This window comes from Acinetobacter sp. P1332, from assembly GCF_044057475.1.
GTDB lineage: Bacteria > Pseudomonadota > Gammaproteobacteria > Pseudomonadales > Moraxellaceae > Acinetobacter > Acinetobacter johnsonii.
The window spans coordinates 2911847-2933008 of record NZ_CP171157.1; the positions used below are offsets into that span (position 1 = coordinate 2911847).

A 21162-nucleotide genomic window follows, 5' to 3' on the forward strand; every position below is an offset into this window, starting at 1 on the left:
TGACCAATTTATTCATCGACAAATTGTTCTGATTGGATATCCAGCTCAACATCCCAATGCTTAAATTGCGCTTGCTCATCATGCAAGTCTGCAACCAGCAAAGGCCATTGCGCGGCATTACCAGAAACACTCAGCTGCCATTGTTGCGCATTGCCTACTGTTAATTCAATGGCAGGAAGCATCTGATCGCTACGACTATGATTGAGTAAAACAGCAAGGCGAAGTAACAAACACAGATAGACTAATTTGTTGCCGCCGACTTTCATCACATCGACACGCGCGTCACTACGCAGCTTACGACGGTGATGGGCCACCAAATGTGATAGATGGTTTTGATCAATTTGCGAGAATCCCGCAATGTCAGAATGTTGCAACAAATATGCGCCATGACGATGGTAGCCCGCATGGCTAATTGCTAAACCAATTTCATGCAGATAAGCTGCACGACGCAGTAAATCACTGTCTTCCGTGGTTAATTTCAGTGAATCCGCCACACCATCGAACAAATGCTGAGCCATGTTCACGACTCGTTCAGCTTGTTTTGGATCGGCGTTATAACGGCCCATTAACGCTTGTACAGAACGATCTCGAATATCCTCATGTTGAAAACGTCCGAGCAAGTCATACATCACCCCTTCGCGTAGGGCACCATCTGAATACACCAATTTATCCAGTTCGAGTACATCAAAAATGGCATACAAAATAGCGATTCCGGCTGGCAAAACTGCTCGACGGTCTTCTTTCAGACCATCAAACTCCATCTCAGCGACATGTTTGTATTTGAGCAATTTTTCTTTGAGCTTATCTAAACCGTCACGGGTGAGCTCTTCTTTTTCATTACTCCAGCCCATATTCACAGTAATTTGACGGCACGCCTTGATGGTTCCACTCGAACCGACCACCGTATCCCAACCCGCTTCTTTATAGGTATTGGCAATACCAGACAGTTCCTTACGTGCTGCAACCACGGCTTTATCAAAACTTTTTTGGTTAATTTCACCATCAACAAAGAAAGCTTTGGTAAATGCTACACAGCCCATTTGTAAAGATTCGGTATGAATGGGCTCAAATTCTTCACCAATAATCAGCTCTGTTGATCCCCCACCGATATCAATCACAAGGCGGCGCCCACTGTTTACCATGGTATGAGATACACCCAAATAAATCAGACGAGCCTCTTCACGACCGGCAATAATTTCGATGTGCTTCGGCAAAATTTCTGCCGCTTTTTGAATAAATTCGTGTCCATTTTTGGCTTGGCGTAGCGCATTGGTCGCCACAATTCTTAAACGATTCGGCTGAACCGAACCTAAACGTCCGACAAATCGAGATAAGCAGGCCAAACCACGTTGCTGTGCGGCTTCTGTTAAGTTTTTATTTTCATCTAAACCCGCTGCTAACTGTACTTTTTCTGACATTGACGCAACTTTTTTCACTTCGCCATGGTCCACTCGCGCAATCGCTAAGTGGAAGCTGTTCGACCCCATATCGATGGCAGCAAGTAACTCTTCATCAATCAAAAAATCAGACATGATTTAATATAAACCTATACAGAATTGTGCTTAGATTAATTCACCTCCATGCAATTTAAAAGCCATTTATGGTGAGAAATTGACGAGCTTTTAAAATTTCGGCATATATGACAATTGTGTTACACGATCAGTAACATCGTGAGCTTCAATTAGACAAATTCAAACTAAAGGTTGAAAATTTAGTAATCCATCTACTCAGTGATAGCAGGCTATGACATACTATTAGCCATAAAACTATCCAAAAATTGAAACTGGAGCTATCCATGTCTGGCAATATCGTAAATACAACTGATACAAACTTCGACGCTGATGTACTTCAATCAGACGTTCCTGTGCTTGTTGACTTCTGGGCAGGCTGGTGTGCGCCATGTAAAGCAATTGCACCTGTATTAGAAGTATTGGCGAACGAATACGAAGGTAAAGTGAAGATTGTTAAGGTTGACGTGACTTCTTGCGAAGCAACAGCTGTGAACTATAACATCCGTAACATTCCTGCATTACTCATGTTCAAAAATGGTGAAGTTGTTGCTCAACAAGTGGGCGCTGCACCAAAATCGAAATTGACTGCTTTCATTGAAGAAAACATTTAAGCATCCGTTTAGATTGAAAATGAAATACGCTGTCTAAACAACAGCGTATTTTTTTCGGCTATAAATTGACAAGTCTGTCTTTCTCTCTTATATTGCATGATCAAGAGATAAAGGATTATTCAATCCTGTCATTTTCTTAAAAGACACAACACATAAGATCGCCGCTCGGCAATACAAATTGTTTTGACACGTTTCTCTTCAAACAATGAATCAGTCCTCTGAATTGTTATAGTTCAAATACAATTGCGTTACTTCATTGCATGTCTGCGGCTAAATGTTGCTTCCTTTTCATCCTGTAATTTAGAATTTTTGATTCTTATCTGACCTCCTATGAATTTAACCGAACTCAAGAAAAAACCGATTGGCGAACTCATCAAAATTGCTGAATTTATGGGCCTCGAAGGAATGGCTCGTAACCGTAAGCAAGACATTATTTTTGCCATCTTAAAGCGCCATGCGATGAATGGCGAAGAGATCTTTGGGGATGGCGTTTTGGAAATTCTGTCAGATGGCTTCGGCTTCTTACGCTCTGCAGCGGGTTCTTACCTTGCAGGCCCAGATGACATTTATGTTAGCCCATCTCAAATTCGTCGTTTCAATCTACGTACTGGTGACACCATTACGGGAACCATTCGCCCACCCAAAGAAGGCGAACGTTATTTTGCACTGTTAAAAGTGAACCAAATTAACTACGACACGCCAGAAAACTCACGTAACAAAATCTTGTTTGAAAACTTAACACCACTTTTCCCAACTGAGCAATTGGTGATGGAACTTGGTAACGGGACGACAGAAGATTTAACTGCACGTGTAGTTGACTTGGTTGCACCTATCGGTAAAGGCCAACGTTCAATTATCGTAGCGCCGCCAAAAGCGGGTAAAACCATGTTGTTACAAAACATCGCTCAGTCGATTGTGCGTAACAACCCTGAGTGCTTCCTGATCGTTCTTCTCATTGACGAACGCCCTGAAGAAGTGACCGAAATGGAACGTACTGTTCGTGGTGAAGTCATTGCGTCAACGTTTGATGAATCTCCTGCTCGTCACGTTCAAGTGGCTGAAATGGTGATTGAAAAAGCAAAACGTTTGGTTGAGCACAAGAAAGACGTTGTGATTCTTCTAGACTCCATTACCCGTTTAGCTCGTGCTTACAATACAGTTGTTCCTTCATCTGGTAAGGTTTTAACTGGTGGTGTGGATGCACATGCGCTGGAACGCCCTAAGCGTTTCTTCGGTGCAGCACGTAATATTGAAGAAGGTGGCTCACTAACCATCATTTCTACAGCCCTGATTGAAACTGGCAGTAAAATGGATGAAGTGATCTACGAAGAATTTAAAGGTACAGGTAACCAAGAAATTACACTGGATCGCCGTATTGCGGAAAAACGTGTCTTCCCTGCGATGAATATCAAAAAGTCTGGCACCCGTCGCGAAGAGCGCTTAATGTCTGAAGACAATCTACGTAAAGTCTGGATTTTACGTAAGTTACTTCACACCCAAGATGAACTTGCAGCAATGGAATTCCTACTTGATCGCATGAAAGAAACCAAAACCAACGATGATTTCTTTGATCAAATGAAGCGTAAAGCGACCAGCTAATCCGACCTGCTTTACCTAAAAAGGCTGTCTTAACGACAGCCTTTTTATTTGGTTGACTTAGCTTACACAAAGCAACATTTCATCCGACTCTCTGTAAACTTATTTGCAAGTTTTTGATAAACAAAAATTTGAAATAAAAAACCTTCATCTTTTTAAATGTTTATTTGGCACTTCTCCAATACAAACCTCATCATTGATTGTTATTTTCTGTTAAAAAAGCCCTGTTTTTAGACCTTTTTTATCAATTTTTTCATCCCAGCTAGTAGCAATTCAAAATGCGCAGTGATAGCATATTTGCAGACCAGTTAGGCTGCTCCTGCATTGTTAGTCCCTAGCAAAATTAGGAACAATAAAAGCACACAACAGACTAACGTCGGTTTTTTTTAATCTCATATTTTAGAGAGTGATGCCATGTTATTCAAAAAAATCGCTATTGCTGCTGCAGTTGCTACTACTTTAGCTTTCGTTGGCTGTGCTAAGAAAGAAGAAGCTCCTGCTGCTGAAGCTGCATCTGAAGTTGCTGCTGCATCTGAAGCTGTTGAAGCTGCATCTGAAGTTGCTGTAGACGCTGCTGCTGCTGCTTCTGAAGCTACTGTTGCTGCTTCTGAAGCTACTGCTGCTGCTTCTGAAGTTGTTGAAGCTGCTGCTTCTGAAGCTGCTCACTAATCTTTTAGATTAGTTAGTAAAAAAAGAGAGCCTATGGCTCTCTTTTTTTATGCTCAAAATTTATCAAAAACAGAGCTCTGCTAGTTGGCAAGAATTAAATCAGCCAAACAATCAGAAAAATTCTAAGCAAAAAAAGCAGATCAATCGATCTGCTCATTTCCCACACGCTGGCGGAATTTCTGCCCTGCGCGGAAGGTCACTACACGGCGTGCAGAAATCGGAATTTCTTCACCCGTTTTCGGGTTACGACCTGGACGTTGACGTTTATCACGCAACTCGAAGTTACCGAAACCAGAAAGTTTAACTTGCTCACCAGAGATTAGCGCTTGGCTAATCTCATCAAAGAACAACTCGACCATTTGCTTAGCTTCACGACGGTTTAAACTCGTGAGCTCACTTAGATGGTCAGCCATTTCCGCTTTTGTTAATGCTGTCATGAAGCCCTCAATGTCGCCTGATAAGTGTTTTCCAACACTTGTAAAATATGATCCATACCGGATTTAATTTCAGCATCTTCAAGCGTACGTGATGGGTGTTGCCAAAGAAGTGCAAATGCCAATGAGCGCTTACCGTCTTCAACGCCTTGCCCAGTGTACACATCGAACAACCAAGTCGAGTCTAAAAGCTCACCACCTGTTTTTTCGATAAGTTGCTGAATTTCACTTACATTTATCTTATCACTAATTAAAAGCGCAATATCACGTCTAACCGACGGAAAACGTGATAATTCTGTAAAATTAGATACATAAGTTTGCAAAACAGCCGATTGATCAAGTTCAGCCACCCAAGTTGTACTCAAATCCAGTGCATCTTCTAAAGATGGATGTAATCGACCAAAGTAACCAATAGATTGACCATTGACTAAAATCTCAGCAGACTGTCCTGGATGCAACCAGCTACGCTCAGAACGAACATAATCTACTTGCACACGACCCGCCGCCAATACTTCTTCAATTTCACCTTTGAAATCAAAGAAATCCATAGCTTGAGGTTTAGCATGCCAAGTTTCTGAAGTTTTTGCACCTGTTGCAATCACTGCAAGGGTAGGAATTTGTTTCAAATCATGAATAGATTCAGCATCTTGATAATCAAACCGTAAACCCAACTCAAAGAAACGCACCCGCTGTTGCTGACGATTGACATTGTATTGCACACACGGAATCAAACTCGACAGCAAAGTTGAACGCATCACGGCCAAATCACTTGAAATCGGGTTAGCCAAAGCCAAAGGATTCACAGCCGCATTGAGTTGCTTTTCAAGTTTCAAATCTGCAAAGCTAAAACTAATCGCTTCTTGGTAGCCGAGCGTCACTAAAGTTTGACGCAATTGAATCATTTCAAATTGGTCTTGATATTGAGCCAATTGCGCTTCAATTTTTGGCAAACTGATTTGAATATTGTCATAACCATGAATACGCGCAACTTCTTCAATCAGGTCTTGGTAGATTGCCATATCATAACGGTGTGAAGGCGGTACGACAGACCACTGACCTTCTGCTTTAACCGTCACAGCACAACCTAAACGGGTTAATGCATCTGCAATAAATGCACCTTCAACCGAATAACCCAACAATTGATCGACTTGAGCTTGTTGTAACTCAATCGCTTCACGCTTTGGCAAAACAGTCGCTTGTTCCGCAGTCGTAATTGGACCGAACTCCCCCCCCGCCAAGTCTGCAATCAATTGTGATGCACGGTGCATCGCGAGCATTGGCAGTTCAAAATCCACGCCACGCTCATAACGCTGCGACGCATCGGTATGCAAACCAAAGCTACGGGCACGACCCGCAATGGCTAATGGTGCAAAGAATGCAGACTCCAAGAAAATGTCTTGAGTGTCATCACCTACAGATGAAGACATGCCACCCATAATGCCTGCAATCGCCAATGCTTTTTCATCATCCGCAATCACCATGACTTTTTCATTCAGCTCCACTTCTTGTTCATTCAGTAGAACCAATTTTTCAGATGCATTCGCTTGGCGAACTTGGACTGAACCTTGAATTTTTGCTGCATCAAAAGCATGGAGCGGTTGACCCAACTCCATCAGTACATAATTGGTAATATCAACCAAAATACTGTGCTGACGAATCCCTGAGCGAACCAAAGCGCGTTCCATCCATTCTGGGGTTGCTGCTTTGGTATTCACGTTTTTAATCACACGACCTAAATAGCGCGGGCAGCCTTCAGTGCTCACCACAACTTTTTTCTCATCAGCAATGGTCGCGGCAACGGCATTAATTTCAGGTGCAGTCACAGTCAGTTGGTTAATTACCCCAATTTCACGGGCAATACCACGAATACTAAAACAGTCACCACGGTTTGGCGTGATGCTGATATCAATGACATGATCATCTAAATTTAAATATTCACGAATATCCACACCGACAGGTGCATCAACGGGCAGCTCTAAAAGGCCATCAATTTTGTCTTCTAGATCAATTTCAGATGCACCACACAACATCCCTTGTGATTCAATGCCACGAAGTTTGCCTTTCTTGATTTTGAAATCGCCTGGAAGCACAGCACCAATGGTTGCCACAGGGGCTTTCATACCAACCCGTACGTTTGGTGCACCACACACTATTTGTAACGGCTCGCCTGAACCAATATTCACAGTGGTCACACGTAAACGGTCTGCATCAGGATGTTGCTCTACCGTCAACACTTCACCAACAACCACGCCAGTGAACGGTTTTGCCGCAGGCGATAAATCATCGACCTCTAAACCCAACATGGTCAGTTGATCAGATAAAGTATTGCTATCAACGGCTGGGTTAACCCATGTACGCAACCAATTTTCGCTAATTTTCATTTTGTTAAAAACCTATAAATCTAAATTTTTGAATCCCCCTCTAACTCCCTCTTTTGGAAAAGAAGGAGAACCCCGAGTCATCACAAACAACTCCTCTCCTTCAAGGAGAGGCTGGGAGAGGTATAAATCTGTTTAAGCAAATTGGCGTAAGAAACGCACATCGTTTTGGTAGAACATACGTAAGTCATTGATGCCATAACGAAGCATCGCAAAACGTTCCACACCTAGACCGAAAGCAAAGCCTTTGTATTTTTCAGGATCAATCCCTGCTGCCTGTAAGACATTTGGATGTACCATGCCACAACCAAGCACTTCTAACCATTTACCACGCTCATCCATAATATCCACTTCAGCGCTTGGCTCTGTGAATGGGAAATAAGATGGACGGAAACGTACTTTTAAGTCTTTTTCAAAGAATTCGTTTAACAGATTGACCAATAAACCTTTCAGTTCTGCAAAGCTAGTATTTTCAGCTACATACAAACCTTCAATTTGATGGAACATTGGCGAATGCGTTTGGTCAGAGTCACAGCGGTATACACGACCTGGGCACACAATACGAATCGGGGGTTGCTGGGTTTCCATGGTACGAATCTGCACACCCGAAGTATGGGTACGTAACAAATGTGTCGCATCAAAATAGAATGTATCGTGCATTGCACGCGCAGGGTGATGCCCTGGAATATTTAAAGCTTCAAAGTTGTGGTAGTCATCTTCAACTTCTGGGCCAGTTTCAATCACAAAACCGGCTTTGGTAAAGAACTGACAAATGCGCTCTTGCACTTGAGTAACAGGGTGAATACTACCAATCGTTTGACCACGACCCGGTAAAGTAATATCCACCGTTTCACTTGCGAGTTTTTGCGCCAACGCCGCTTGTTGTAATTGTGTTTGGCGTTCAGTTAAAGCACCGGTAATCGCTTCGCGAACTGCATGAATTTGCGCACCAAAATTTTTACGCTCTTCAGGGTCCATCTTGCCTAAAGCTTTGGATTGCTCAGCGAGCTGGCTTTTCTTACCCGTAAACTGCACTCGTACTTGATCGAGTGTAGCAAGGTCCTCTGCTGCTGCAATCGCAGCAAGCGCTTCAGTGGTCAGGGCTTCCAGTGACATAGTAACTCTCAAAGCAACAATTTATAAAATTAATAAAACCCCATATTCTATCAGTTTTTAAGCACGTTGATGAAGCTCTACGATCAGGAAAATTTGTTTAGTACATGGTTTTATAAACAGGTTAAGATAGTGTCATCACAGAAGAGAACAACAAACGATGTCGCTTGATCCTATTTGGCAACAACAACTTACTTTAGTTACTTATGGCAATGAATATTTACGCCACAACCTAAGTTTCCAACGTTGGTTAGAACATGCCATTTTTGACCGACATTGCTTTCAGTTTCGTGATCTGAATAGCCAACATTTACTGGCTCAGCATTTTCAGGTCTGGCTTGAAGCCTTAAAAAAACAAGGGGTCAAACAGCTCAGTCTGCATAGTTCAACATTGCTAGCAGACGAAAAGAACCCTAACCCAAATGTTGAACTCCTTGCGACCCCACATATTATTGTGAGCCATCAAGCACAACAAAAAACAGCTTGGATTTTTGGTAAAGAACTGGCTGAATGGTACAGCGCTGAACACGATTTTATAACTCCAAAAACGCAACAAAGCTCAATCCGTAGCGAAAATTTATGGCGTTTTGAACTGAATCACAAGCTCAGCAAACGTATTGAATCGGATTTACAAACGCCGAAATGGGATGAAATCGAAAACTTTACCGAACAAGAACTATTTAGTGCGTCATTTTCACAAGGTTTAGTAGAACCCGAGACAGTAGACTTACCGTACTATGGACAACAAGAGGCCACAGATGAAGCCCACCGTCTCGCTCTTTTACCAACAGACTATACTGCCGATTATGCACATCAAACTCTGTATCGCTTAGATGCGTTATCAGCATTGATCCAGACTAAGATTCAACATCCTTACAATGCAGAAGGCCAAGTGCTCACGCCAGATGAGCAATTGAACCTACGTCATTTTGAGCAAAAGATTGATGATTTAAGTACCAAGTTTATCGTGAAAGTGGCCAATCACTATCAAACCGCGCAGCTCACACCCAAAGACACAACTACACCACTTGATGCTCGCAATCATTCAACACCTAAATTAAGTGCGATAGAGACCAAGCCTCATGAAACACACCACAAATCGGGGAAAACCGGGGTATTTGCTTTAATCATAATTACGATTTTGATCTGTGTAGTTGGCTATTATTTTGGCTTATAAGCTATTAGAGATATATCAAAGCGCTCCTCTCAAAAAGCGCTTTTTTATGGTCTCAATTTCTTCAGGCGGTAATTAGAAGATTGAAGGGCCGGATTTTGATTTGTACCTTATGCTGATTGGCATGTTGATTAATATAATGATTAACCGAAACCACCTCACCCTCTAGCTCCGCATCAGGTCCATACATAATTTTGACTGACTCACCTTTTCTGGGAATCATTTGTAATTCCACCGTGATACTTCCCTGTCCCATCCCAGTAATTTCTGCAAGCATATCCTGCTCCTTTTCTTTTTAATCTTTTTATTTATTAGGCATCGGCCACCTTTGAGATTAAAGCAGATTTATGTAACTAAAGCTTAAAGGTTCACCTTAATCGCTGAGTACGCACTGAGCTTTTTTAATTTAAACGTTATGCTTTTCAACAGCCAACTGATCTAAAAAACGACTCACTTGTTTTGGTGTCTTTAAATGAATCCACTGTATATGTTGATATTCAGGCATCTGCATCATTTTTAAGTATTTCTGTTGGTTTTTAGCATGCGTTTTAATCATCCACCAAATAATCGAATCCCGACCAAACATCCGTAGCAAGCTTTCCCGATTATTCGAGTTTTCCCATAAATCCTGTTGTGCCCATGCCCGCTGAACAGCACGCTTCACAGAACGGTACAGGTTGACTGGAAACGGTAAGTCCAACCAAATGACAGTATCAATTTCCGCCCATTTCACAGGAATGGCACGGGTATAGTTACCATCGATCACATAGCCCTGTATTGCTTTTTGTACTTCTGACTCAATCTTGGCAAAGAACACCTCATCAGGACATTCTTGCCAGTCGTCTAACCAAAACAAATTATCCAACTCGATATAATGCAAATCTAACTTTTCGGCCAAAGCTCTGGAAAATGTAGATTTTCCTGTAGCAGAAGTTCCTACGACATTGATTCTTTTCATTGTACTGGCCTAACGCTGATGCGGTCTTTCTTATCATACCTAATTATGGTTGTATCACAGTCTCACCTTTGACCCATAAAAAAATTTGATTCAAAAAATAATCAGCCATAAAAAAGACCACTAAAAAGCGGTCTTTCTTTAAGTCTTAAAGACTTATGCAGCTAATGCATCTTTAGCTTTAGAAGCTAAAGCAGCGAATGCAACTGCGTCATGCATAGCGATGTCAGCAAGTACGCGACGGTCGATAATCACTTGAGCTTTTTTCAAGCCAGCGATCATACGGCTGTACGATAAACCATTTAGACGAGCACCAGCATTAATACGCGCAATCCATAGAGCACGGAATTGACGTTTTTTCTGACGACGGTCACGGTAAGCGTATTGACCCGCTTTGATTACTGCTTGGAACGCTACGCGATATACGCGTGAACGAGCGCCGTAGTAACCTTTAGCACGAGCAAGAATTTTTTTATGACGGCGATGAGCCTGTACACCACGTTTTACACGAGCCATTTATAATCTCCTTAGATGTATGGGCACATACGACGAACTGAAGCAACGTCACTCACGTGAACCATTACACAGCCGCGTAATTGACGAATACGCTTAGCAGATTTTTTGGTCAAAATGTGGCGTTTGAACGCTTGTTTACGCTTGAAACCGTTAGCAGTAGCTTTAAAACGCTTAGCTGCACCACGGCGAGTTTTCATCTTAGGCATAACAACCTCTTTTGAACACCTGTTCGGAACGTTTGCACCATTGCAAAACGACCTGCAGGTAAGGGAGCGAATATTCTAATCGAACTTTGTCTAAAACAAAAGCAAATAATCAACAATAAAAGCAAGCTTAGTTTATTTCCCGATAAGCTTTAAGCGATGATTTTATAACCGTGGTTTAGTCCAAGTCGTATAATGCCTCATCCATTCCATACTGTACCCTTATGAACGCTACACAGGATGCTTTTGCCGCACTCCGATACCGAGACTTCTCTATTGTTACGCTCAATCAATTTTGTCTGACGCTTGCCATTTTGATTCAGGAAATTATTGTGGCGTATTCTTTGTATAAAATTACCAAAGATCCTCTCACTTTAGGCTTGATTGGTCTGGCAGAAGCAATCCCCTTTATTGCGCTCTCCTTATGGGGCGGTTATTTTGCAGATCGCTTTAATAAGTAAACCATCATGAAAATCTGCTTATTCTTTGCCATTCCTCTACCCTTGGTTTTATGGGGGTTATTTCATGCTTATGGCTTAAAGCACATTGAACTCTCCACCCTGTCATGGGGTGTTTATGCCGTGATCTTTGGCTTAGGAATAATTCGAGGTTTCTATAATCCATCTGCAACATCACTCAAACCCTTTTTAATTCCTCGGGAACTTTATGCCAATGGTGCCACATGGACTACCATTGGTTGGCAAAGCGGGGTGATTATTGGGCCAATGCTGGGTGGATTTATGCTGGCATTTTTAGGCCGTGAAACCAGTTTCATCAGTGTGGCGGTGCTGCTTAGTCTGTGCTTCTTACTCGTCAATCTTTTAAGCAAACGCACTTTTCCTAAAATTGAAACGGAACGTGTACTACAAAGTTTAGGTGAAGGTTTTCGCTTTATTGCTAAAACTAAAATCGTTCTCTGGGCCATCTCACTCGACTTAGTCTCAGTGCTGTTCGGCGGTGTGATCGCTTTACTCCCGATCTTTGCTGAAGATATTTTGAAAATTGGGCCTGAAGGATTGGGCTATTTACGGGCAGCACCTTCGATTGGTGCACTCATCACCATGATTGCGCTGACGCGTTTTCCGCCCACACGACATGCATGGCGCAATATGCTGCTTGCTGTTGCAGGTTTTGGCCTATTCACCTTATTGTTCGCTTACTCAAACTACCTCTGGTTATCTTTGTTTACTCTTGCTATGACGGGTGCATGTTACAGTATTTCAGTGGTAATTCGTCAGACCATTTTACAAATTTATCCTCCTGAGAATATGCGAGGCCGTGTTGCAGCTGTAAATGGCATGTTTGTGTCGAGTAGTAATGAACTGGGAGCATTTGAGTCAGGTCTTGCAGCAAAATATTTAGGCCCTGTGATTGCAACGGTTTTTGGCGGCGGCATGACACTCTTGGTGGTCGCACTGAGTTGGACTAAAACCAAAGACTTATTTGGTGTAGACATCACCCAAGCCGAGCAAAAATAGTTTTAATTTAACAATATAACTTGCGAGTCTTTCTAATTCAGGAAATACTCGCAACAATTATTTAAGTCATGCGCACTGGATGCGTTATAAAAGAAATCGATCATATGAAACCACTCTTCTTGCTCGCATTGTCTACACTGCCCTTTCATCTCAGTCATGCAGCTCAACCACCATTAGAACTCACCATCCAAAAAAGTTCAGCTCAATCGGCGCATTTGACCACGCGTATTCAATGGGTAGATTTTCCCAAACCCCAATATAAAAATAGCGATTTAAATCAAAAAAACCGTGCAGCAATTATTCGTGTGTATGCAGATGAAACAGGTGATGTGACCAAAGCGACAGTCCAAGAAACGACTGGACTCAAAGCTTTAGATGAAAAGCTGGTAAATGCCGTGCTTCAAGCCAAAGTAAAACCGTTTATGGAGGACGACACCGCTTTAGCTGTCATTGGTTATCAAGTTTTTAATTTAAACTTAACCCCAGATGATGCCGAAGCATGTAACTATAGCTTTGACTCGAAAAACTGGCGTGCGCAACAGCAGCAGCAAAAAGTGCCTTTTCAATATCAGGCTCAACCTAAGCTTGCGCTAGATTCAACGCAGTTAAATGATCATGACCGTCAAATTAAATTTAGCTTTAAAGCCGATAAACACGGCAACATCAAGAAGCCTAAAATTATCAAAGGTTCAGGTATCTACGCGCTTGATCAACAGGTTTTACAAGCCGTTGCAAATAGCAAAGTCAGTGTTAAACGCACAGCAAGTACACTGTGGCTCTATAAAAAGTCTAAATTTAAAGATGCGATTGAATTCGATCTAAATGCTTGTCGTTAAAATTTAGCATGACACGAGTTTTCACTCACTCGTGTCATCTCTCTATATAAACTTTAAACCCATTCAGCCAATATAAGCATGTGGCCAGCCGCTCTCAGTACTTGAAAATAATTAGAACTGACTAAACATCCAATACACAAAAAGATAGCGTCCTATTTTCGCAATACTCACCATCACGACAAAACGAACAAAGTTTTCCTTGAGTAGTCCTGCAATGAGGGTAATCGGATCACCAATAACGGGCACCCAACTGAGCAATAAAGACCAAAAACCATATTTTTGATAAATGCCCTGCGCCTGCAACATCTTTTGCTCTGAGACGGGAAACCATTTTTTGTTTTTGTATTGCTCAACTTTCAAGCCGAGCCACCAATTCACACAGCTACCTAAGATATTACCTAGACTGGCAACAGCTACCAACAACCACACTGGATACTGCATCTGAGCCAACAATCCCACCAAGACTACTTCTGACTGTAACGGCAGCAGTGTCGCCGCCCCAAAAGCAGAAAGGAAAAGTAGTCCTAAGGCCCACATCATTTTATGATTTTAAACCCAGCTTTTTCTTGGTTGAGCTATAGGCAAAACTTGACCAGATCAATGCCAGAATCAACAAAGACCAACGTGACCATGAATATTTATCGGCAAGCGGTTCAATTGCAGCACGCAGTACCACCTGATCTTTAGTATTCAGCAGTTCAATGATTTTTTGAATGTGTACCGCTTCAGCTACAAATAGCATCAAACATCCTGCAATCCCCACAATAATACTGAGATAGATTTTAGGATTCGCTTCAATAATGCGGGTTAAATTGAGGAAAAACTCTTTTTTCATTACTACCTACTAACTTTCAATTTTTAAAACCACAAAAATGTTCTGTAAGTATGAGATATTAACATACTGAAGAATTTTTCTTAGAAAGGATAAAGTCCTTTAACACAGCAAACAAAAGATAGGGGTATATCAAGTGGATGAGTGGGATAAATATCAAGAAGAAATGAAATTTAAATATCCTAAAGTTTTTGAGAACGCTTTAAAAATCCAATCTTTGTACCCGGAAACTGATCGTGGCGCTGCATTAATTGTCGCAGCAGTACTTGAGGAGCAATTAACACTAATTTTGTACTCTTTTTTACGAGATTCAAAATCTGCAAAAATACTACTAGATGGATTTAATGCTCCTATAGGTCAATTTTCATCAAAAATTCATCTATGTCACGCATTAGGCTTAATTGAGGATGATGAATATAAGCAACTTGAAGGATTAAGAAAAATTCGCAATAAGTTTGCACATAGTTTCGAAAATATAGATTTTGATACTCAACAAATTAAAGACTTAATTAACGGCAATCTTATTGAACTTCCCCCAAACTCATCAACACGCAAACTATTTCATAACTGGTTTATTAATCTTAACCATGATTTACTCTATCGCTCAAATGAGGTGTTAACAGATAAACGAAATTCTAAAACATATAAATTTAAACATATTAAAAATATAAATTTTGTGGAAGTGGATGGTTTTTAATCACCCACCTTAGACTTTAAACTTTTACTGCCAACGCACGCTGAACTGCAGGACGCGCTTGAATACGCTCCATATACGCCTTCACATTTGGATAGTCATTTATATCAATTTGTTGCCATTCATAACGCAAAATCCATGGGAAAATTGCCATATCCGCTATCGAATACTCTCCAGCTACATAGTTTTGACCAAAAAGCTGATTATCTAGTACAGCATACAAACGCTTGGTTTCATTGACATAGCGTTCAGTCGCATACGCAATACGCTCGGGTGCAAATTTACTGAAGTGATGGTTCTGTCCAAGCATTGGACCAAAACCACCCATTTGCCACATCAACCACTGCTCAACTTCAACACGAGACTGTTCATCGCTTGGATAAAACTGTCCTGTTTTACGCCCTAAGTACTGCAAAATCGCCCCTGACTCAAACACAGAAATGGCTTCACCTTTAGGACCATCTTGATCCACAATCGCAGGGATTTTATTGTTGGGTGAAATGCGTAGAAAGTCGGGTTGAAACTGATCATTTTCTAAAATATTGATGGGAAAGACTTGATACTCCAAACCCATCTCTTCTAATGCAATGCTAATTTTATGTCCGTTGGGTGTTCCCCAATAGTACAAATCGATCATTCTTATTTCCTGAGTTTATTCACTTATTTTGGATACACGATATCATAATTAAACATGACTATTTTTATGTAATTTTATATATTATTTAGCGCTTATTCGAATAAAAAATGACTTAACAACATGAATAAAATCATTGATATTCCAAGCCCAATCGATCTTAAAGATCCGCTACATGCGACACAGTGGGCAAAGGAAGCAAACCTTAAACGACCTTACCGCATCGAGTTCTTCGAACACTATATTTCTCAAATTTTAAATCATCCAAAGCCAGATGTCCGTATTTTAGAATTAGGTTCAGGCCCTGGTTTCTTTGCATATGAGCTCTTAAGTAGACGAGCTAATATTCATTATACAGCCGTCGATTTTTCAGCGGCTATGCATAACTTAGCCAAACAACGCTTAGCTGCTATTCCCCATACATCCGTAGATTTTATCATCGCTGATTTTAAACAGCAGGATTGGTATACAGTTCTGAATGGTCAACGCTTTGACTATGTCGTGATTCATCAAGCTTTACATGAACTTCGCCATAAAGCATATGCTTATGAGTTTCATAAGAGTATTGCACAGCAAGTTATCCAACCCCATGGCTCCTACTTCATGACCGATCACTTGGCCCAACCTGATGGAAATATGAAGAATCTCGAACTGTATATGACCAAAGATGAACACATGCAAAGCTTAAGTAACGCTAACTTTAGGGATATTCAGATTGGACTTGAGATAGACGGCTTATGCACTTTGCAAGCAACTTTATAAGATCATAATCAAATTGGTTAGTAGCCTTCTCTTGATATTGCAATAAAAAAAGCACTGCATAGGCAGTGCTTTTTTAAGATCAATGGATCATTACTTTTTCTTTTTAGGACCAAGCAACATACCCATTTGACGACCTTCCATTTTTGGTGATTGCTCAACAACACCAATTTCAGCCACATCTGCTTCAACTTTTTGAAGTTGAGCCAAACCAAGCTGTTGGTGCGCCATTTCACGACCACGGAAACGAAGAGTAATTTTTACTTTGTTGCCTTCTTCAAGGAACTTAGTGATTGCACGTAGTTTTACGTTGTAATCACCAACATCAGTACCCGGGCGGAGTTTGATTTCTTTCACCTGTACTTGATGCTGTTTTTTCTTCGCTTCTTTCTGCTTTTGCTTTAGATCAAACAAATGCTTGTTGAAGTCCATGATTTTACAAACAGGCGGTTCAGCGTTTGCTACGATCTCAACAAGATCAAGCTCAACACTTTCAGCAGCGCGTAATGCTTCTGCCAAGCTAACAATACCTTTTTGCTCACCATTTTCGTCTACAAGACGGACTTCTTTCGCACGAATTTCATCATTCAAAGCAGGACGGTTTGATTTGTTACCGCCCTGTTGATTACGGTCAGGCTGTTTAATCGCTGTTACTCCACAATGTACCGGCCGCGTTCGGCAACGGCTGCTTTTACTAGGTCAACGAAAGCGTCGATTGACATAGTACCCAAATTTGTTCCAGAGCGGGTACGCACGTTCACTGTACCTTCCTCTACCTCACGGTCCCCAAGTACCAGTAAGTAAGGAATACGCTCTAATGTACGTTCACGAATCTTAAAGCCGATTTTCTCATTTCTCAAGTCTGAAATCGCACGGAGACCGTTTTCTTTAAGTTTAGCGACGACTGACTCACATGCTTCCGCTTGTGAATCGGTAATGTTCATCACACATGCTTGGATTGGTGTTAACCAAGGTGGCATAAAGCCCGCATAGTGTTCGATTAGTATACCAATAAAACGTTCAAAACTGCCAAGTATTGCACGGTGCAACATTACAGGTTGATCACGATCATTGTCTTCAGTGACATATGACGCATCTAAACGTTCTGGCAAATTGAAGTCACATTGGATTGTACCACATTGCCATACACGGCCTAAGCAGTCTTTCAGTGAGAATTCAATTTTCGGACCATAGAATGCGCCTTCACCTGGTTGAAGTTCCCACTCCAAACCAGCAGCATCTAAAGCATCTGCTAAAGATTTTTCAGCCATATCCCAAAGTGCATCATCACCCACACGTTTTTCTGGACGTGTAGACAACTTCATTTGCACGTCTTCGAAACCAAAGTCTTTATACACATCTAAAGTCAGTTGAATGAAGTCAGCCACTTCTTGACCAATTTGCTCTTTTGTACAGAAAATGTGTGCATCATCTTGAGTAAAGCCACGAACACGCATAATGCCGTGCAATGAACCCGATGGTTCGTTACGGTGACACGAACCGAACTCAGCCAAACGAATTGGCAAATCACGGTATGATTTTAAACCTTGGTTGAACACTTGTACGTGACAAGGACAGTTCATCGGCTTAATTGCATAGTTACGGCTTTCTGAATGTGTCGTGAACATACCATCTGCATAGTTTGCAGCATGGCCTGATTTTTCCCAAAGCGTGAAATCAACCACTTGCGGGGTACGAATTTCGAGGTAGCCATTATCTTGCTGAACTTTACGCATGTATTGTTCAAGTACTTGATAAATGGTCCAACCGTTTGGATGCCAGAACACCATACCTGGTGCTTCTTCTTGCATATGGAACAGGTCTAAAGCTTTACCAATTTTACGGTGGTCACGCTTTTCAGCTTCTTCAATACGTTTGATATACGCTGCAAGCTGTTTTTTGTCTGCCCACGCTGTACCATAAATACGTTGTAACTGTTCATTCTTCGCATCGCCGCGCCAATAAGCGCCTGACATTTTAGTCAGCTTGAATGCTTTTAAAAATTTAGTATTTGGCACGTGTGGACCACGGCACATATCCAAATAATCTTGATGGTAGTACAAGCCCATTTCTGTTTCTTCAGGCATGTCTGCAATCAAGCGTAATTTATAATCTTCACCACGCGCTGTGAATTCTGCAATCACCTCATCACGTGGTGTCATTTTTTTGATGACATCATAGTCTTGATCGATGAGCTTTTTCATGCGCTCTTCAATGGCTACCATGTCTTCTGGTGTAAATGGCTTTGCACTAAAAATATCGTAATAAAAGCCATCTTCAATGACAGGACCAATCACCATTTTCGCTTCAGGGAACAATTGCTTAACCGCATGTCCCACTAAGTGAGCGCAAGAGTGACGAATGATTTCGACACCTTCTTCGTCTTTAGGCGTAATAATTTGAAGGCTGGCATCCGTGGTAATCAAATCAGATGCATCGACTAAACGACCATCGACTTTTCCTGCAACTGTATTTTTCGCAAGACCCGGACCGATGCTCAGTGCAACGTCCATCACAGATACAGCTTGATCAAATTGTTTTTGATCGCCATTTGGCAAAGTGATAATTGGCATAAAAAATCCTTAAGGAGTGATGCCCCGTACCATGGAGCATGTCACCGCGAGATTATGATCGAGGTAAAACCTCAAAAGATAAAAACGGTGGATAAATAAAATCAGTCGAATTTTACACGTGTTATCCACAGGATTAAACCTTTTCCCCTAGAAAATTCACGTTTCAGCGCATTTTGAATTCATTTGCCAATCCATCAGCCTCCCTAAAATGAGGGGGATTGATGTTCCGCAATCCTTATCGCTACATTTTATAATGACTCTATCGGTCACTTTGTATTGAACAATGCAGCAACACAAGCATACACACTTTGCTTAAAAAGCAGGCTAAAATCTAACTAAAAGGGTTTATATCGCACAGAATCCATAGATTCAGTTTAGATAAACTAAACAAAGAAATTCAATAAATTCATCTAAAAAGCGCAACTCGACTAAAGCATAAATGCAAGATGGCTGAAAAATGCATATCTTTTAAGCAATGGAAAAAATAATACCAAATTCAGGAGTGATCAACATGGTGAGTGCGTATGATGAGTTACCAAGAACCCCCGCAAACTTTGTAGCTTTGTCACCGCTGCGTTATTTAGAACGAGCTGCTTATATTTACCCTCATCAAGATGCCATCATTCATGGGCACCGCCATATTTCATGGCGTGAAACTTACCTTCGCTGTCGCCAATTTGCCTCACAGTTACAAAAATTGGGAATCACAAAAAACGATACTGTCTCTGTTTTGCTGCCCAATGTCCCTGCAATGATCGAAGCACATTTTGCAGTCCCAATGGCAGGTGCTGTGCTCAACACATTGAACACGCGCTTAGATGCCAAAACCATCGCATTTATGCTTGATCATGCAGAAACCAAAGTCTTATTGGTGGATCCAGAGTTTGCATCGGTTGCACAAGAAGCCTTGGCTTTGGTCGGACGCGATATTTTCGTGATTGATGTAGATGATGCTGAGTACGAAAACTGTTTTGCAGCTCCCATTGGTCAAATCGAGTATGAAGACTGGTTAACCGAAGGCGATGAGAACTTTGAATGGCATTTACCTCAAGATGAATGGGATGCCATCAGCCTTAACTACACCTCTGGCACCACAGGCAACCCAAAAGGCGTGGTTTATCACCACCGTGGCGCTTATATTAATGCGGCCAGTAACATCATTGCTTGCGGCATGACACCACGTGCGACCTACTTGTGGACCTTACCTTTATTCCACTGTAACGGCTGGTGCTTTGCATGGACTATGGCAGCCAATGGTGGCACCAACATCTGTTTACGTAAAATTGACCCTGAACTCATTTTTAAACTCATCACTGAGCACAAAGTCGATTATTTCTGCGGTGCGCCGATTGTGTTATCAATGCTGATCAATACTCCAGAAGAGCAACGGATTCACTTTGAGCATCGCGTTGAAGTGATGGTGGCAGGTGCTGCACCTCCTGCTGCAATTATTGAGGGCATGCGTCATATTGGCATCAATGTCACCCATGTCTACGGTCTCACTGAAACCTATGGTCCTTCTGCGCTTTGTGCCTCTCAAGCAGGTTGGTCTGACTTATCGATTCAAGAACAAGCGCAGCTGCACTCACGCCAAGGTGTACCGTACCCACTGCAAGATGGTATGAAAGTCCTTGATCCAGATACCATGCAACCTGTACCGCATGATGGTCAAACCATGGGCGAAATTATGTTCCGTGGCAACATTGTGATGAAAGGCTACCTCAAAAACCCTGAGGCGACCGCAGAAGCGTTCACTGGTGGTTGGTTTCATACAGGCGATCTTGCAGTCTGCCAACCCGATGGCTATGCCAAAATTACTGATCGCTCAAAAGATGTGATCATTTCTGGAGGCGAGAATATTTCATCACTAGAAGTCGAAGAAATTCTCTATCAACATCCTGCTATTTTAACGGCTGCGGTGGTCGCGAAACCCGATCCTCGCTGGCAAGAAGTGCCCTGTGCATTTATTGAACTCAAAGCTGGGAAAGAAACCACACCTGAGGAAATCATTGAATTCTGTAAGCAACATCTGGCACGTTTTAAAGTACCGAAAGATGTAGTGATTACAGAAATTCCAAAAACGTCGACAGGCAAGTTACAAAAATTTGTTCTACGCGATTGGGCCAAAGAGCGTGCAACGGGCGAGTTTAGCTATACATTCAGCAGTCTATACAAGCAAATATTCTCACATAAAAA

20 protein-coding genes and 2 pseudogenes are annotated in these 21162 nt (G+C 41.7%); 9 read left to right on the plus strand and 13 right to left on the minus strand.

The genetic code is table 11. From position 1 onward, the window contains the following. Positions 1-8: 8 nt before the first annotated feature. The gene (gene ppx, locus ACFN7Z_RS14410; RefSeq protein WP_004692262.1) at positions 9-1532 is read right to left on the minus strand and encodes an exopolyphosphatase; all 1524 of its coding nucleotides are present in this window, start codon (positions 1530-1532) and stop codon (positions 9-11) included. A 263-nt stretch (positions 1533-1795) separates the two neighbouring features. On the opposite strand from ppx, the gene trxA reads away from it, so the two are divergent. The 3 genes from trxA (at position 1796) to ACFN7Z_RS14425 (ending at position 4387) form a co-directional block, all read left to right on the plus strand. Continuing rightward, entirely contained in the window at positions 1796-2122 is a 327-nt protein-coding gene (trxA, locus tag ACFN7Z_RS14415; protein WP_004692264.1) for a thioredoxin, read from the plus strand. Positions 2123-2452: 330 nt separating this feature from the next. Continuing rightward, positions 2453-3721 (plus strand): transcription termination factor Rho, encoded by a 1269-nt coding sequence (rho, locus tag ACFN7Z_RS14420; protein ID WP_004692266.1) that lies wholly within the window; start codon positions 2453-2455, stop codon positions 3719-3721. 411 nt (positions 3722-4132) lie between these two features. Next, on the plus strand, positions 4133-4387 hold the full coding sequence (locus ACFN7Z_RS14425; protein WP_010325948.1) for a hypothetical protein: 255 nt from the start codon (positions 4133-4135) through the stop codon (positions 4385-4387). A 140-nt stretch (positions 4388-4527) separates the two neighbouring features. Here ACFN7Z_RS14425 and ACFN7Z_RS14430 read toward each other — a convergent pair whose 3' ends face one another. The 3 genes from ACFN7Z_RS14430 to pheS form a co-directional block, all read right to left on the minus strand. Continuing rightward, positions 4528-4824, minus strand: coding sequence for an integration host factor subunit alpha (locus tag ACFN7Z_RS14430; protein WP_004649746.1), 297 nt, complete (start codon positions 4822-4824; stop codon positions 4528-4530). After that, the gene (gene pheT / locus ACFN7Z_RS14435) at positions 4821-7202 is read right to left on the minus strand and encodes a phenylalanine--tRNA ligase subunit beta (RefSeq protein ID WP_010325947.1); all 2382 of its coding nucleotides are present in this window, start codon (positions 7200-7202) and stop codon (positions 4821-4823) included. Before pheT ends, ACFN7Z_RS14430 begins: the two co-directional genes overlap by 4 nt. A 132-nt stretch (positions 7203-7334) precedes the next feature. Next, on the minus strand, positions 7335-8315 hold the full coding sequence (gene pheS / locus ACFN7Z_RS14440) for a phenylalanine--tRNA ligase subunit alpha (RefSeq protein ID WP_004979194.1): 981 nt from the start codon (positions 8313-8315) through the stop codon (positions 7335-7337). A 157-nt stretch (positions 8316-8472) separates the two neighbouring features. Here pheS and ACFN7Z_RS14445 point away from each other — a divergent pair, with 157 nt between their 5' ends. Beyond that, positions 8473-9489 (plus strand): hypothetical protein, encoded by a 1017-nt coding sequence (locus ACFN7Z_RS14445; protein ID WP_010325946.1) that lies wholly within the window; start codon positions 8473-8475, stop codon positions 9487-9489. 61 nt (positions 9490-9550) lie between these two features. Here ACFN7Z_RS14445 and ACFN7Z_RS14450 read toward each other — a convergent pair whose 3' ends face one another. From ACFN7Z_RS14450 to rpmI, 4 genes are all read right to left on the minus strand, one after another. Further along, positions 9551-9763 carry a hypothetical protein gene (locus tag ACFN7Z_RS14450; RefSeq protein ID WP_004692273.1) on the minus strand — a complete coding sequence of 71 codons (213 nt, stop codon included), beginning with the start codon at positions 9761-9763 and terminating at the stop codon, positions 9551-9553. Between the two features lie 129 nt (positions 9764-9892). Beyond that, positions 9893-10444: an adenylate kinase gene (locus ACFN7Z_RS14455; protein WP_010325945.1), complete on the minus strand. Its 552-nt coding sequence runs from the start codon at positions 10442-10444 to the stop codon at positions 9893-9895. A 153-nt stretch (positions 10445-10597) separates the two neighbouring features. Next, a complete protein-coding gene (gene rplT / locus ACFN7Z_RS14460; protein WP_004692276.1) occupies positions 10598-10957 on the minus strand; it encodes a 50S ribosomal protein L20 in 360 nt (119 codons plus the stop codon). A gap of 11 nt (positions 10958-10968) precedes the next feature. Then, positions 10969-11163 carry a 50S ribosomal protein L35 gene (rpmI, locus tag ACFN7Z_RS14465; protein ID WP_004278281.1) on the minus strand — a complete coding sequence of 65 codons (195 nt, stop codon included), beginning with the start codon at positions 11161-11163 and terminating at the stop codon, positions 10969-10971. A 221-nt stretch (positions 11164-11384) separates the two neighbouring features. Between rpmI and ACFN7Z_RS14470 the strand changes: the two are divergent. Together ACFN7Z_RS14470 and ACFN7Z_RS14475 are read left to right on the plus strand one after the other, a co-directional pair. Further along, positions 11385-12638 (plus strand): annotated as a pseudogene (locus ACFN7Z_RS14470) (MFS transporter). Positions 12639-12742: 104 nt separating this feature from the next. Beyond that, the gene (locus ACFN7Z_RS14475; protein WP_010325944.1) at positions 12743-13474 is read left to right on the plus strand and encodes an energy transducer TonB; all 732 of its coding nucleotides are present in this window, start codon (positions 12743-12745) and stop codon (positions 13472-13474) included. Positions 13475-13585: 111 nt separating this feature from the next. On the opposite strand, the gene ACFN7Z_RS14480 is transcribed toward ACFN7Z_RS14475, so the two are convergent. Further along, the gene (locus ACFN7Z_RS14480; protein WP_010325943.1) at positions 13586-14014 is read right to left on the minus strand and encodes a YqaA family protein; all 429 of its coding nucleotides are present in this window, start codon (positions 14012-14014) and stop codon (positions 13586-13588) included. Position 14015: 1 nt separating this feature from the next. Next, positions 14016-14309 (minus strand): hypothetical protein, encoded by a 294-nt coding sequence (locus ACFN7Z_RS14485; RefSeq protein ID WP_010325942.1) that lies wholly within the window; start codon positions 14307-14309, stop codon positions 14016-14018. Between the two features lie 133 nt (positions 14310-14442). On the opposite strand from ACFN7Z_RS14485, the gene ACFN7Z_RS14490 reads away from it, so the two are divergent. Next, entirely contained in the window at positions 14443-15003 is a 561-nt protein-coding gene (locus tag ACFN7Z_RS14490; RefSeq protein ID WP_010325941.1) for a hypothetical protein, read from the plus strand. Between the two features lie 16 nt (positions 15004-15019). Here ACFN7Z_RS14490 and ACFN7Z_RS14495 read toward each other — a convergent pair whose 3' ends face one another. Then, entirely contained in the window at positions 15020-15637 is a 618-nt protein-coding gene (locus ACFN7Z_RS14495; RefSeq protein ID WP_010325940.1) for a glutathione S-transferase family protein, read from the minus strand. Positions 15638-15757: 120 nt separating this feature from the next. On the opposite strand from ACFN7Z_RS14495, the gene ACFN7Z_RS14500 reads away from it, so the two are divergent. Next, positions 15758-16396 carry a class I SAM-dependent methyltransferase gene (locus ACFN7Z_RS14500; RefSeq protein WP_010325939.1) on the plus strand — a complete coding sequence of 213 codons (639 nt, stop codon included), beginning with the start codon at positions 15758-15760 and terminating at the stop codon, positions 16394-16396. A gap of 90 nt (positions 16397-16486) precedes the next feature. Here ACFN7Z_RS14500 and infC read toward each other — a convergent pair whose 3' ends face one another. Then, on the minus strand, positions 16487-16984 hold the full coding sequence (gene infC / locus ACFN7Z_RS14505; RefSeq protein WP_010325938.1) for a translation initiation factor IF-3: 498 nt from the start codon (positions 16982-16984) through the stop codon (positions 16487-16489). A 59-nt stretch (positions 16985-17043) separates the two neighbouring features. Continuing rightward, positions 17044-18966 carry a threonine--tRNA ligase gene (thrS, locus tag ACFN7Z_RS14510; RefSeq protein ID WP_010325937.1) on the minus strand — a complete coding sequence of 641 codons (1923 nt, stop codon included), beginning with the start codon at positions 18964-18966 and terminating at the stop codon, positions 17044-17046. A gap of 511 nt (positions 18967-19477) precedes the next feature. Between thrS and ACFN7Z_RS14515 the strand changes: the two are divergent. After that, a pseudogene (locus ACFN7Z_RS14515) lies at positions 19478-21103 on the plus strand (acyl-CoA synthetase); the annotation flags it as partial. Between the last annotated feature and the right edge of the window lie 59 nt (positions 21104-21162).

Bases quoted from the DNA above. Each gene is read 5' to 3' on its own strand.
- ACFN7Z_RS14430 (WP_004649746.1), bottom strand. From the start codon at position 4,824: ATGACAGCATTAACAAAAGCGGAAATGGCTGACCATCTAAGTGAGCTC.
- ACFN7Z_RS14495 (WP_010325940.1), bottom strand. From the start codon at position 15,637: ATGATCGATTTGTACTATTGGGGAACACCCAACGGACATAAAATTAGC.
- ACFN7Z_RS14450 (WP_004692273.1), bottom strand. From the start codon at position 9,763: ATGCTTGCAGAAATTACTGGGATGGGACAGGGAAGTATCACGGTGGAA.
- rpmI (WP_004278281.1), bottom strand. From the start codon at position 11,163: ATGCCTAAGATGAAAACTCGCCGTGGTGCAGCTAAGCGTTTTAAAGCT.
- ACFN7Z_RS14475 (WP_010325944.1), top strand. From the start codon at position 12,743: ATGAAACCACTCTTCTTGCTCGCATTGTCTACACTGCCCTTTCATCTC.
- ACFN7Z_RS14485 (WP_010325942.1), bottom strand. From the start codon at position 14,309: ATGAAAAAAGAGTTTTTCCTCAATTTAACCCGCATTATTGAAGCGAAT.
- pheS (WP_004979194.1), bottom strand. From the start codon at position 8,315: ATGTCACTGGAAGCCCTGACCACTGAAGCGCTTGCTGCGATTGCAGCA.
- ppx (WP_004692262.1), bottom strand. From the start codon at position 1,532: ATGTCTGATTTTTTGATTGATGAAGAGTTACTTGCTGCCATCGATATG.
- ACFN7Z_RS14425 (WP_010325948.1), top strand. From the start codon at position 4,133: ATGTTATTCAAAAAAATCGCTATTGCTGCTGCAGTTGCTACTACTTTA.
- ACFN7Z_RS14455 (WP_010325945.1), bottom strand. From the start codon at position 10,444: ATGAAAAGAATCAATGTCGTAGGAACTTCTGCTACAGGAAAATCTACA.
- rho (WP_004692266.1), top strand. From the start codon at position 2,453: ATGAATTTAACCGAACTCAAGAAAAAACCGATTGGCGAACTCATCAAA.
- ACFN7Z_RS14480 (WP_010325943.1), bottom strand. From the start codon at position 14,014: ATGATGTGGGCCTTAGGACTACTTTTCCTTTCTGCTTTTGGGGCGGCG.
- thrS (WP_010325937.1), bottom strand. From the start codon at position 18,966: ATGCCAATTATCACTTTGCCAAATGGCGATCAAAAACAATTTGATCAA.
- ACFN7Z_RS14445 (WP_010325946.1), top strand. From the start codon at position 8,473: ATGTCGCTTGATCCTATTTGGCAACAACAACTTACTTTAGTTACTTAT.
- ACFN7Z_RS14500 (WP_010325939.1), top strand. From the start codon at position 15,758: ATGAATAAAATCATTGATATTCCAAGCCCAATCGATCTTAAAGATCCG.
- rplT (WP_004692276.1), bottom strand. From the start codon at position 10,957: ATGGCTCGTGTAAAACGTGGTGTACAGGCTCATCGCCGTCATAAAAAA.
- pheT (WP_010325947.1), bottom strand. From the start codon at position 7,202: ATGAAAATTAGCGAAAATTGGTTGCGTACATGGGTTAACCCAGCCGTT.
- trxA (WP_004692264.1), top strand. From the start codon at position 1,796: ATGTCTGGCAATATCGTAAATACAACTGATACAAACTTCGACGCTGAT.